The sequence below is a fragment of the Salinimonas lutimaris genome (assembly GCF_005222225.1).
Lineage (GTDB): Bacteria > Pseudomonadota > Gammaproteobacteria > Enterobacterales > Alteromonadaceae > Alteromonas > Alteromonas lutimaris.
In genome coordinates this window covers 1,286,283-1,299,356 of record NZ_CP036536.1, presented here as the reverse complement: position 1 = coordinate 1,299,356, position 13,074 = coordinate 1,286,283, and the positions used below count along the sequence as shown (strand labels likewise).

Sequence of the window (13,074 nt, the reverse complement as noted above, 5' to 3'; positions counted from 1 at the left end):
TTTACTTCTGTATTTGTTTTATTAAAGCCTGAGTGGCCTGTTCGATTTGCGCCATGCACTTGTCAAAAAACAGCTGGTTTGTGTTGTAAGGATCATGCAGGTATACCGTTTTGGGCGTGGCATATAACCCAATCAACACCTTATTCTGGTTTGGGTATAGTGCATCCAGTTCTGCCAGATGTGCAGGCTCCATAACAATTAGCAAATCTCCCTCTTTGGGCTCGTAATCCTGCATATTGGTTGAGCGGTGACTGTCTAAAGCGTAGTTGTGGCGCTGGGCATAATCCAGTGTTTTTGCAAATGCAGGGTCACCGCCACGGCAATGTAAGCCGAACGATATTGCAGGAAAATCAGCCTTGTGTGCCACAAACTCGCCAAACGGGCTGCGGCAAATGTTACCGCTGCAGATATAAATCAGCCGCTGGGTATGCTGCACATTATTACCTTTAGCGTGGCGATAAGCACCAAGGCTGGCGAGCGCGTTAAATTTGATGTACCGGACCAGGCCACGTTTAGAGCCGTAAGTATCTGCAATGTACTGACTAACGCTCATTGTTGTGGCTCCGGATTTGAACGGGAGATGTTTGCAAAATGTTTATCTGCCTGTTGGTAAAGATGTAGATAGCCGCTGACCATTGCCTGTTCAGAAAACTTATCCTGCACGCGGTTTATGGCATGCTGATTAACACTGCCGGGCGTGAAGTGCATTATATTGTGAATAATAGCCTGGGCAATGGCATTAGCATTCACCGCAACCAGCGTGGCTTGCTGGCTGTTTTCAATAATTTCCTGCGGGCCACCGCACTTGGTGGCAATAACCGGTAAGCCGGTAGCCATCGCTTCGATAGTACTGATCGAAAAACCTTCGGCATCGGATGTTAATACAAAACCGTCGAGGTTTTGCAGATATTCCGGGGTATCATCAATAAAACCAATAAAGTGAATATTCGAAACGCCCAGCGCTTTCATTTGCGCGTCCAGCTTTTGCTTTAATGATGCTTTCGGGTCCCCGGCCACAACCACCGCAATATCCAGCCCCTGCTGATTAACTTTGTGAATGGCATCTACCAGTAAGTCGTAGCGTTTAGAAGGCCTGACGTTACCCAGCGCACCGAGTAAAAAGGTGCTGGCGGGTATGTTCAGTTGCTGCTTTAAGCGGGTTAACCGCTGTGTTTTATATTGCTGAGTATCAATGCCGTTATAAACCACACTGGTACGCTCTGGCACCAGCAAATTGTAATCCTGAATTTTTTGTTGTAGTGAATCGCTTACTGCAACAAAACGCTTTATGCCGTTACGCATAAACCACAGCTTCAGACCTTTAAAACGCTCATTAGGCGATACGTCGACCATACCATGATAGGTTGCAATCACCGGTGTGCGGGTAAGCAAACCTACAATACTGGCGTAAACATTTGAGCCGAGTAAATGGGACTGAATAAGCCCGATGTTGTGTTTTTTTATCAACGCACATAACTCACGAATAAAGCCCACGTTAAAGCTGCCTTTGGAGTCGATGATAACTGGCTCAATGCCTTGCTTGCGTAGCGAGTTTGCGACATAACCTTCACCGCGAATAACCGCTATGCTCCCTACCTGCTCAGTACGCAATTTTGCGGCAAGGGTAATAAAAACGTCTTCTGCACCGCCAGGGCCGGTGGTATCGATAAGGTGTAAAATATTGTACGTCATAGTGGCGTGTCAGGCATGTGCCAACAAACTTCCCGATGTTTTGTGACTAAAGAATAGGATAACAAGCAAATACATCTCTGCATACTGCATACAACAAAAGATGCAGCTTATAATATTTGCCATTGTGGCAGGCACTAGCAAATGATGCGCCAGCTAACCACACTACGTGCTGAGTTCAAGTTTAGCCCACCAATATACAATACTTTTTTGTGAGTTTATGTATAAATAAAAAATGTATTATGAATAGAGATGCGCATGAACTATAGGTATAAAATTAAAGTATTACACGCTACCATCGTAAAGAGCTAATTCTGGCCATACTTAACCTTGTAGCACCATACTGAGTAAATAAAATCAATATTTAACGCCAGTTCTGTTATTACGCCAACGGACAATAAATAATCGTATATGAAAAAACGCGTTGTACTAATTTTTGATGCCGCCCAGCGAAGTGCGCTGGCTTCTACCCGAGCGCTGGGTAAGCGCAGTGATATTGTGGTATATACCTGCGACAGTCTGCCTATGGCGCTGGCCGGAAGCTCTGCGTACAGTCATGCCTATTTACAATGTCCGGACCCAACCGAGGATGCAGCCGCATTTGTAAGCTGGGTAAGCGATGTTATTGAGCAATACAGCATCGACTTTTTGTTGCCAGTGACAGAGGTCACCAGCCGTACCCTGGCAGAACACAAAAGCAGCTTGCCCGATTGCCGTTTGCCCTTTGCCAGCCTGAGTACCCTATTACAGCTGAGCAATAAAACCGAGCTGACACACCTGGCCACAAAGCTCGGTGTACCTGTACCGCACAGCCAGTACTGTGAACACCGCGATGAAATAAACTGGCAAGACGTTGTATTTCCCTGTGTATTAAAACCAGCGCTGTCTAAAGTACTGGTCAATAACCAATGGCTTGCCACGCAGGTACACATTGTGCATAACGAAGCGCAAATGCGTGATACCCTCTCCAGTCAGCCTTATTTTGATGGTTATGCCTTTATGGTACAGCAGTTCATTGACGGCCATGGTGCAGGGGTATTTTGTTATTACCAGCAAGGTCAGGCAAAAGCCTTTTTTGCGCATCGCCGCCTACGGGAAAAACCGCCTAGCGGCGGGGTGAGTGTACTTAGCGAAAGCGCACCGGTAGACCCGGTAATGAAAGCGCATGCGACGGCTTTGCTCGACGCCGCCCACTGGCATGGCGCAGCTATGGTAGAATTTAAGGTAGACAGTAGCGGTACGCCCTATCTGATGGAGATCAACACCCGCCTGTGGGGCTCTTTGCAGCTGGCCATTGATGCCGGTGTCAGCTTTCCTGAACTCCTGTTTGATGGCGAGTATGCCACGCTTGACGCACACCCGGGCTTTACACCAGGTGTGCAGCTTCGCTGGTTGCTTGGCGATCTGGATAATCTTTATATTCAGCTGAAAGACCAGCAACTCAGTACGCAAGACAAACTTTGTGCTGTTGGTGCGTTTTTAACTCCGCGCTTGTCTGGTCGCCGCCATGAAATAAACCGTATGGATGATATGGGCCCGTTTTGGTACGAGCTTAAGCACTATTTTTAATTAGCAGATAGACAATGATAAAGCCGTTTTTAAAATTTCTGATGCGCGGTTATGCCAGCACTATTGGCTGGCAAAGCATAAAAAAAGGTGACAAAAAGCTGATTGTGCTGATGTATCACCGGGTGCTGCCAAAAGACGACAACCGCTATCAGTTTGAAGAGCCTGGCATGGTGGTCAGCGAACATACCTTCGCTATGCACATGCGGATGCTTAATGATATGCAGTTGCCTGTGGTACTGGCATCAGACTGGGTGACAATGAGCGATGAAGAACGCCCTCAGGTGGCGGTAGCAATTACCTTTGATGACGGCTGGCTGGACAATTATCAGTTTGCTTTTCCGGTGCTTAAACAGTATGAATTTCCGTCTACCCTGTTTGTGGTCAGCGACTTTTTAAATATGCCGGCGCCATTCTGGCCTAACAAGGTGCTGCGCCTGCTGCTAACCCCCGGACTAAAGCCGGATAATTCCTGGCATGCCCTGATGCAGCTAACCGGCCCCATTCCTCGGCTACCGCTAACCCGTGATGCCGCAGCATCAGTGATAGACAGTTTAAAGCATTATGGCGATGACGATATTTACAAACGCTTAAAGCCATTAGCTCCGTTGCTGGAAAAGCATACTCAAACAGAGATGATCAGCCAGGCGCAGCTAACGTACGCGATGAAAAATTATGGCGTTGAATTAGGCTGCCACACACGCCGTCATTACCGATTAGTCAACGGATTATCCGAAGAGTTATTACAGGAAGAAATTATTGGCAGCAAACAAAAGCTGGAGCTGGCCAATAACGTTGAGATAAAAGCATTTTGCTTTCCTAATGGCGACTTTTCTGCCCAGGCCCATGCCATGGTGAAAAAACACTATCAGTGTGCGGTCACCACTATGCGCGGTATTAACACCAACAACTCAGACGTGAGCAAACTGGTTCGAATTGGGGTGCACGATGATATCAGTAACACCCCGATGAAGTTTAAGGCTAAACTGGCAGGATTTCGTTAAGCCGAATTTGCTCACCTTTGTATGGCTCAGGTTATACTTTACTTAACTAAAGCGGCAGGCTAGCGCTTGCCTGTCAGCTTATTTTTTAGCGCCTGATAGCGGCTGCGCCCTAATACCAGCGTTATCATATCTCCGATATAAAACACCCGGTGTCTCACACAATCTTTGTAGGCAGTGCGGATGTTTTGAGGTTTGCCTTCCTGCTCTGCAATATCCAGTAGTAACCTGAAGTGGGTTTTATAAAACATCTGTCGCTGGGCAGAAGACAGCGCCGCAATTTCAGGCTGAAATTTATTCAGGTACATCATTTTCGCCGCCCTGAAGTTCTGGTAGTTTGGAATATTGCTGTTACTGTTACTTTTTTTAACCACCAGTACAGTATCCAGGTTACCAATTCGGTATTTACGCAATACACACAGCATAAATTCCAGGTCCTGATGCCGGCGAAACGCGATATCAAAGCGTAGTCCGTCATCAAAAATACGGCGCTGAAAGAACAGGTTACTTCCGGTGCCAATACTCATCTCATCCACCAGCATGCGCTCAGCGGTGATGGGTTTGTGCATAGGCACAGTCACAACGTGCTGCGCCGAATAATGCACCTCTACCGCCACACACAGTCCGGCCAGGCGGGGATGCTCCTGTAAAAATCCTACCGAGCGGCTTATTCGCTCCGGTAAATACAGATCATCATCATCCAGAAAACCAATATATTGGCCCCGAGCAGCGGAGATGCCAGTATTACGGGCCACTGCCCCATTGCTGTTCTGCTTATGTGGCAGGTACACAATCCGTGCATCCGACAGTGCAGAGAGTGCGTCGCGCGTCTGCTTCTGGGCAGGGGTATCAAACCCGTTGTCGTCAACCACTATCACTTCTGTATGTTGCCAGGTTTGCTCCAGAATACTGCTAACCGCTTTTACTATGGTGTCGGCACCTTTGTAGGTGGTGATAATGACCGACACCAGGGGGGCATCAGGAGAGCTGTTTGGGTGCATAATCTAACTGATTCTTCATTCTGCGTGAAATATACTGCCAGGCCGCCTTTAACTCGGTTTTCGTCATTGCCCAGGGCTGGTGTCGAATACAGTAAAACCAGTATTTAGCTGTTCTGAGCCGGCGGCCAGAGCAGAAAAATAACCGTTTGGCATAATAAGCGCCCCGACCGATATCGTATGAGTGCATAAGGCTGTCAAATTCTGCCTGAGTTTTACGCCCGTGATGATGTGACACCACAATCTCAGGCGCATATTTGCCCTGTGCGCCCAGGCGCTGGCATTCGGTCAGCAAGTCAGTATCTTCACCGGCTTTAAACGGTGAGCCCGCCCCAAGGTTCGGGTCAAATCCGTCAGCGGCAATCAGTAGCTCTCGTTTAAAGGCAAAATTGGCGCCGTGAATAACCCCGGCCCGCATGTAGCTAGTAGGGCTGAAAAATACGGTTTCAGTAGAAAACTGCACGGTCAGTTCAAGATCGGTTGGGTCATGCAGCAGCACCCGCCCCCCCACAAAGCCAATATCGTGTTTAGCAAAATTGTGCTCGATCTGGCTGAGGTAATCAGCCTGTGGATAGCAGTCGTCATCGGTGTAAGCCACAATTGGGTACTGGGTTGCTTTTAGTCCGGCATTACGGGCATACCCCAGCCCCTGCTGCTGTTCAAACACCATTTTTATGGGCAGATTATACTGAACTCTGGCCTGTTCAATCACCGTGGCAGTATGGTCACTACTGTTGTTGTCCACCACAACCAGCTCCCAGGGGTTGGCGTAATCAATCTGCTCAAACGATGCCAGACACTGCTTTAGCGCATCGGCCCGGTTATAGGTACAAATTACCACAGATATCATAAATCAGGCCTGTACCGACTGGTCTTTACCGTATACCAGCTCCTTGAAGTAAGCAGATTTCACCAGCAGTTCGTCATAAGTGCCCTGCTCTGCCACCTTACCTTCACCAAAAATAAAGATATTGTCGCAGTGCTCAACAGTAGAGAGTCTGTGCGCAATCATGATAACGGTCATCGACTTAGACAGCTTTTGAATTTCCGCCAGAATATTACGCTCTGTAATGTTATCCAGCGCGCTGGTTGCCTCGTCCATAATCAGTACACTGGGGTTCTTGTACAAAGCCCGGGCAATAGCCAGACGCTGCTTCTGACCACCCGACAGCAAATCACCATTTTCACCGACGACCGTTTCGTAACCGTCTTGTAGCGTTTCGATAAAGGCATCTATATTGGCCTTTTTAGCGGCGACTTTTACTCGTTCAAGGTCAATTTCGTCGTCAGGAATACCAAACGTAATGTTTTTAGTAATGGTGTCGTTAATCAAAAATACACTTTGTGGAATGTAGCCAATATTGCGCTGCCAGGCCCGCACATTGCTGTTTTCAAGTGGTATACCGTCAATAGTAATCTCACCACTGCCGTTAGAGATTAATCCACACACAAGATTAGCTACCGTAGACTTACCGGCACCCGACTCGCCAACAAAGGCTACCAGGCTATTGGCATTAATGGTCATATCCAGGTTTTTGATAGCCGGTTGCGTCTCACCCGGATAAGTGTAAGTGACTTTTTCCATTAAAAGCTGGTTTGAGAAAGCTAACCGCTCTCCCGCTAAAGAGGCTGTATCATGATCATCGTAAATAGCAGTTTTTGCAGATGCCTCAAACTCGTCTTTTACTTTGTCCACAACCTTAGTGTGTGTTCTGAGGGTAGTTACAGATTTGTACATTTGCTGAGCAGCCGGAAGTATCTTGTAACCCGCCATCGCGTAAAAACTTAGTGTCTGCACAATAGAAGATGTAGACCCATTTGCTAACAACAAATATAACGCCAGGCCAATAATTGCCAGAAAGATAACGGTTTCTACAATAAAACGAGGCAAATCTCCGGCTAACGCAACATAAGAGTTAGCGCCCAGACCTTTGCGAGTGGTTTCGTCTAACTGTTGCTCATACCAGGACTCCACATGCAAAAGCTTTACGTCACGAATCCCCTTAATACTCTCCTGTAAGATAGCCAACTTTTTTTCGTTTACTTCTGTTGTTATCTCACCTGCTTCCATAGTTTTCTTTCGTACGGTAAAGAAAATTACAAAATAGATACACCCTACGATTAACGCAGTGATTAAGGAGAGGACGGGATCTACAACAAACAATGTCACTATAATAAGCGTGACAATAAAAAACTGAGAGATAAGTTGCATCAGTGGCTGAAGCACCATATAGATAATACGAGGAATTTGCCCGTTTATCTTGGCAATCATGTAGCTGCCACTGTTACGCATAAAGTAAATAAACTGGTTTGCCATATACTGACGAAACAGTCGGCGCTGCAACTCTGCACCGGTGTCGATGGTAACACGCAGCGAATACCAGAGAACGGCAGCAGAAATCAGATTACCCAAAAATATAATTACACATACCATTGCCGAGTAAAAAATCAGGAACTGATAATAGGTTTCCGCCGGTGAAAGCTCATAGATATAGCCGAACATCTCACTGGTTTCCAGAATATCGGGTGTAGATATTAACGCAATGAAAGGCGCAACACTGCCGATTGTAGCAATTTGAGATACAGCAGATATCAGAAACAGAACCTGTAGTAGATATATACGTCTTTTTTGTTGCTTAGTTAAAAGCGAAAACAGGGATTTAATATGACTAAGCATACACTTTCTAATCTCTCAAAACAGTCCAAAGGACGGGGTAAATTTAGTTGCTTGCGCATTAATATTATCACGCGCTAATACTGAGCGTTTTATTAATTTAGTTTAGCCAGCAGCGCATTAATATTGGCAATATTTATCGCTGCAGTATGGTTATCCATAATATGCTGACGGGCTCTCTGCCCTACTGCAAATGCGGTTTCCGGGTTATCCATAACAAACTGCATCTGAGCAGTCATGTCGTCAATGTCATGTTCATCTACCATAAAACCAGTTTGTTGATGAGTGATGACATCGTTGATACCCGCATGACGGGTAGCAACGGTGGGTAATCCCAACAACATGGCTTCAAGTACAGATACCGGTGTTCCTTCGTGATCACCGTTGGGTGCAACCACAGAGTGCTGTAAAAAACAGTCGCTTTGTTGTAGCTGTCTGATTACATAATCGTGATTCTGTGCGCCGTGAAAAATAACCAGATCACTTAAATCATGTTCAGTTATATAGCTATCCAGCTCAGCTTTTAACGGGCCGTCACCAACAATATGTAAGCGCGCCTCAGGCTGCTTTTTTACAATCCGGTGAAATGCTTTGAGCGAGACTAAAGGCGCTTTTTTGGGCGTCAGTCTGCCTACCAGAATAAAAGAACGTATCTGCTCTGTTTGACCGGTTCGCTCAAGGCTCGCATCAATATCAGCGCCACACGGATTTACCGTTATTTTATCCTGTGCACAGCCTAGTTTAATTAACTGTTGTTGCATATGCCTGGACACAGCAATAATAGCAGAAGCCTGACCAAACAACTGTTGGTAATCATTTTGATAGGTGTTTAGCATTTCATCGGCATAGGCATCCCAGCCGTGAAAATGTGCCACCAGTTTTACATCTGCCAATTTACAGGCTTCCATCACCTCAACAGCGGTTGACCCATACTCAGCCAGTACCACATCAATATTGTTAGCAGTAAGGTAGCGAGCCAGCACACGGCTATCGGAGAACGCATTGTCTTGCCCAAACACACCACGACTTACATTTTTAACCACCTTATAGACGATGTTTTCCGGCATCAAGGGTTTACCGGAATAATGGAACCGACGTCTTCCCGGGTTACCAATCAGCCCATCAACAACACCACTAACCCGGGTAATGTGCAGGCGTAAAAAAGTTTCTGACGGACTAAGCACGCCCTCATCTTTTTTTACCGCAACCAGCACTTTATTCATAAAACCTGTAATCCTGTTAATACTCGGCTGAATACGACCATTTTTGTATCCGGCTCACTTTTATTTTTGTTCAGTGCTGTTATCAAATCTATAACCAAAGTTGGTTATATCCTGATGATATAGACTGGCGACTTTTTCCACCATTTCCGGTGTGTATACATCCATATAGCTGTTTTTAGCTGATGAGTTCAGGTGTTCTAAATCGCTGGAATTGGCAAACTTGGTTTGCAAGAAGCGATACTCATCGGCCAGATTCTCAAACCGTCCCAGATGATCCACCAGCAGGCGGCCTTGTTTATCATAAACGAACACGCTTTGTGGCCAGAAATGTAAGTGGTCATCAAGCATGGCCGGATTAAGCCGCTTTAAAACAAAGTCTTCAAACGAGACATCGGCCAGGCCATACTTGTCTCTGTACCATTTGTCGTAGTCATTCCACCCACCCTGACGGATATACTTATACGATGAATAAAGCCGATCCCAGGGATTACGCACAATGGCAAACTTAAACGCTTCATTAAACGCCTTTTCACCGACTATGATACGGATTTGCCATGCCCGTGCATGAGTGGGAAGTGCACCAGCCAGTCCGGTTGCCAGTGAAATGCCGGCTGTTTTCGTGATATGTATAAACAGGCAGTTATTGTCCAGATAAGGCTTAAGCGAAAATGTAGCCTTACTGGTTTCAACGCCCTCCTGAAGCAACCCTTTACGTACATCCGGATTTCGTGCCAGATAGATACGATACCTGAGCTCTTCCGACACCCACTTTTTGTACAGCTGTCTGGCGAGTTTTTTCATGCTTTACCCAGCGATAAGTATAGTGCGTTGTAAATCAGTTTGAGTCGCTGCGTCACCGACAGCCCTTTTTTAAATAGCCACTGGCGATACTGCTGTTTAAGCCAGACTTTGTCCTGCTGTGAAAGTGGCGCATCAGTGCCAAGCAAATCACGCATACCAAGAATCATGGCTTCACGCAGGGCCAACGCCTTACGCAAATGCAGTGAGTCATCACGATGACTTAACCACAAGCGGTGGCGGGCAAAGCGCTGCGCCACTAATAAGGGGTGGTTCGTACTGGCTTTACTGGCATTGCTGTCATGAACCCGTAATTTGAGCAATGGCTGAGGCACAAATACAGCGGGCCCCAGAGACCATAGTTTCAGGAAAAAATCCAGATCTTCACCGAGCTTCATGGACTCGTCGAACAACAAGCCCTTACATGCAGAAGCCTGAACAATATTTGCTGACGGATACCAGGGCATTTCCAGTGAGCTACAGAAAACAGATAAAGGCTCTGCATAAACGACGGCTTCCTGCGTGCCCTTTAGATGATTTAGCTGACGGCAATAATCGAGAAAGTGGCCAAAATTGTCTGAGTTTTTTGAAAACCGGGTGAAATCAGAACTTCCAAACACTGCCTTGTGTTTTTGCATTTCACCTACTACGCGAGCCAATTTTTCCGGATGCCAGATATCATCGGCATCAAGAAACGCAATATACTTCCCCTGAGCTTGCTGCAAAGCGTAATTTCGGGCTGACGAAACGCCGCCATTCGCTTTATTGACTACCGTAATTTTAGGATCGTCCTCGTAGGCCTTAAGCACCTGCTCGGTATTATCCGTAGAGCCATCGTTAACAATAATAAGCTCCCATCGGGTTTCGGTCTGCGCTTTTACACTGGCAACAGACTCGGCGATGTAGCTGGCGTAGTTGTAACAGGGCATCACTACGCTGACTAAAATATCAGTGTGGACTTGCTCAGCCATGGCCCACCATTTCATTTAGCATTTGACTGATTTCCTGATGCGTTTTTTCGTAGGCAGGCAATGATTTCTGATAATCACGGGGCGAGTCCAGATCTGCAAATACCTGCTCAATCGCCTGCTCCATTGCATCCACATCTTCTGGTGGTACAGGGATAAGATTTGGATAATCCAAACAATTGTTTGTGACGAAAGGCGTTTCACTCACCACCGACGGCTTGCTCAGTACCAGGCTTTCCATAATGGCGCGTATACCCGAGGCATAGGACAGGTTGTGTTTTAATGGCACCACCACGGCACTTGCTCCCTTATAAAGGGTAAATAGCGCTTCATAGCTGATATTTTGCAGCACTTCTACATTGTCAGGCAACTCAATACCGGTAAGCAAATAAGGCAACGTGATCAGTTTCACTTTATGTCCTGTTCGCTTGCTCGCTTCAATCAGCGTCTTGAAATCCCGGCCAACGTCTCTGCCAATACTCAGTATGTAACCACGCTCCTGCGGTTCCGGTGCCTGCTGATACACCTTATTATAAAAGGTCTCATCCAGCAGAAAATCGAGGTGCTTGTACTTTTGTAAAAGCGGTACACCTAACTCGCGCTCGTAATCTTCAACCTGCTGATAATTATAGCCAACTACTTTTTGGCACGATGCCAGACAACGCTTTAGAAAAAAGCGTTTAATTGCCCACTTAGGAATAGGAAACAATGAATCGTAATAAATGACTGGCTTACCCAGCAAACGCGCCGTCAGGCTTACCATTGAAGATACGTTGTCTTTTACCACGATAACATCAACTTTGGCTATTTTTGCCAGCGTTTTATGATCTACCGGGTTTGCTCCATAGGCCCTGAATTTAGCAGCAATTTTGTCTGCGGTTCCCTCGAAGCGGGAATCTGAGTCGTAAATGGTATATTGCGGGTCCTTCATTAACTCATAAAAGCCGTACAGGCGTTCGCGAGGCATGTCACCTTTGTCGATCGCTTCAAAAGTTGGCTTAATTGGATGAGGAAATAACAACAGTATTTTCATTTACGCAATAACCTTTTTAATTTCCTTTCTCAACACGTCGTGGGTGTTGTGCAGGTTGTACTTTTCCCCGAATACATCAATTGCAGCAGCGCCGTGAGCCTGAATCTGCGGGGGCTGCTGATAATATTGTGCCACGCCCTCAACAGCGTCATTCACATCATCTTCCCGGTAAATGTAGCCGGTTTTCCCATGGGCTGTGGCTCCGCATACGGAAGGGTTATCCGGAGCCAGAACAGGCAGGCCGGCGCGCATCATCTCAAGAATAGACAATGAATAGCCAACTTCACCACGAGAAGACTGAAAACCAATATCATACTGGCCTAATAATTTATCAACGCTGGGCACTTTTCCGGCCAGAGTAACATGGTTTTGCAAACCGGCCTTGGTGACTTCTTGCTGCAGGCCGTTCATGTAAGGACCATCACCATAGTGAGTCCAGTGTATATTTGTCAGTCCCCGCTCTACACAACGTTTGATAACTGCCACAATAAAACTCAGATTTTTGTATTCTGATACCCGGGATACAGACACCAATTTTAAAGCCGCGACGTCATCACGCTCTGCCGGTGCCTGCTGGCTGCCTTTTAAAGGGTAAATACCATTAGGAATCACTGCACAATAGTCAGCATTTAATTGCACGGTATTTTGTGCTCTTTGTTTAACAAATGGCGTAACTGCAAAGATTTTATCAGCGCGTAGCAAAGGCAAATTAAAATACAGCTTTTTCAGCCATCGTTTTAATCCCGTAGGTGTAGTGCGGTGACCCGGTGTATGATCATGATTGATAATATGTTTCACTCCGGCCATTCTAAAACGCAGATACAGCGGGCTGGCATACCGAAAATCAGTAAAATACAGCACTTCAATATTGTGCTGTTTAATAAATGACACAGAGCCGGACAGATCCTGACTGACATTATAAAATGGAAATTCTACAAATTTAATTTTGCCGTTTTTGAGCGTTTCCGGCACCTCATTCAGTTCTGGAAACGCCAGATAGATTGTATATTTGTCAGATAGTGTTTCAGAGATCACCCGCCAGTAGCTTTCCATCAGCCACCACGCATACCCCACATCTGATTTCCAGTTGGCTACAAGCAAAACGCCTGGTTTCATTATTATCT

Annotated in this window: 12 protein-coding genes; 2 read left to right on the top strand and 10 right to left on the bottom strand. The window is 46.2% G+C overall.

Translation table 11 applies throughout. The features are described from left to right. Position 1: 1 nt before the first annotated feature. Both EZV72_RS05455 and EZV72_RS05450 read right to left on the bottom strand, forming a co-directional pair. The gene (locus EZV72_RS05455; protein WP_137166292.1) at positions 2–553 is read right to left on the bottom strand and encodes an arsenate-mycothiol transferase ArsC; all 552 of its coding nucleotides are present in this window, start codon (positions 551–553) and stop codon (positions 2–4) included. After that, positions 550–1,692: a glycosyltransferase gene (locus EZV72_RS05450; protein ID WP_137166291.1), complete on the bottom strand. Its 1,143-nt coding sequence runs from the start codon at positions 1,690–1,692 to the stop codon at positions 550–552. Before EZV72_RS05450 ends, EZV72_RS05455 begins: the two co-directional genes overlap by 4 nt. 408 nt (positions 1,693–2,100) lie before the next feature. Here EZV72_RS05450 and EZV72_RS05445 point away from each other — a divergent pair, with 408 nt between their 5' ends. After that, positions 2,101–3,258 (top strand): carboxylate--amine ligase, encoded by a 1,158-nt coding sequence (locus EZV72_RS05445; RefSeq protein ID WP_137166290.1) that lies wholly within the window; start codon positions 2,101–2,103, stop codon positions 3,256–3,258. A gap of 14 nt (positions 3,259–3,272) precedes the next feature. Then, the gene (locus tag EZV72_RS05440; protein ID WP_137166289.1) at positions 3,273–4,259 is read left to right on the top strand and encodes a polysaccharide deacetylase family protein; all 987 of its coding nucleotides are present in this window, start codon (positions 3,273–3,275) and stop codon (positions 4,257–4,259) included. 59 nt (positions 4,260–4,318) lie between these two features. Here EZV72_RS05440 and EZV72_RS05435 read toward each other — a convergent pair whose 3' ends face one another. The 8 genes from EZV72_RS05435 to EZV72_RS05400 form a co-directional block, all read right to left on the bottom strand. Further along, on the bottom strand, positions 4,319–5,257 hold the full coding sequence (locus tag EZV72_RS05435) for a glycosyltransferase family 2 protein (RefSeq protein ID WP_137166288.1): 939 nt from the start codon (positions 5,255–5,257) through the stop codon (positions 4,319–4,321). Next, entirely contained in the window at positions 5,235–6,104 is an 870-nt protein-coding gene (locus EZV72_RS05430; RefSeq protein ID WP_137166287.1) for a glycosyltransferase, read from the bottom strand. Before EZV72_RS05430 ends, EZV72_RS05435 begins: the two co-directional genes overlap by 23 nt. 3 nt (positions 6,105–6,107) lie before the next feature. Continuing rightward, the gene (locus tag EZV72_RS05425) at positions 6,108–7,757 is read right to left on the bottom strand and encodes an ABC transporter ATP-binding protein (protein WP_175405052.1); all 1,650 of its coding nucleotides are present in this window, start codon (positions 7,755–7,757) and stop codon (positions 6,108–6,110) included. 266 nt (positions 7,758–8,023) lie between these two features. Beyond that, the gene (locus EZV72_RS05420) at positions 8,024–9,151 is read right to left on the bottom strand and encodes a glycosyltransferase family 4 protein (protein WP_137166285.1); all 1,128 of its coding nucleotides are present in this window, start codon (positions 9,149–9,151) and stop codon (positions 8,024–8,026) included. Positions 9,152–9,211: 60 nt separating this feature from the next. Then, a complete protein-coding gene (locus EZV72_RS05415; RefSeq protein WP_137166284.1) occupies positions 9,212–9,952 on the bottom strand; it encodes a sulfotransferase family 2 domain-containing protein in 741 nt (246 codons plus the stop codon). Continuing rightward, positions 9,949–10,920 carry a glycosyltransferase family 2 protein gene (locus EZV72_RS05410; protein ID WP_175405051.1) on the bottom strand — a complete coding sequence of 324 codons (972 nt, stop codon included), beginning with the start codon at positions 10,918–10,920 and terminating at the stop codon, positions 9,949–9,951. Before EZV72_RS05410 ends, EZV72_RS05415 begins: the two co-directional genes overlap by 4 nt. After that, positions 10,913–11,950 carry a glycosyltransferase gene (locus EZV72_RS05405; RefSeq protein ID WP_137166282.1) on the bottom strand — a complete coding sequence of 346 codons (1,038 nt, stop codon included), beginning with the start codon at positions 11,948–11,950 and terminating at the stop codon, positions 10,913–10,915. Before EZV72_RS05405 ends, EZV72_RS05410 begins: the two co-directional genes overlap by 8 nt. Next, positions 11,951–13,066, bottom strand: coding sequence for a glycosyltransferase family 4 protein (locus EZV72_RS05400; protein ID WP_137166281.1), 1,116 nt, complete (start codon positions 13,064–13,066; stop codon positions 11,951–11,953). Between the last annotated feature and the right edge of the window lie 8 nt (positions 13,067–13,074).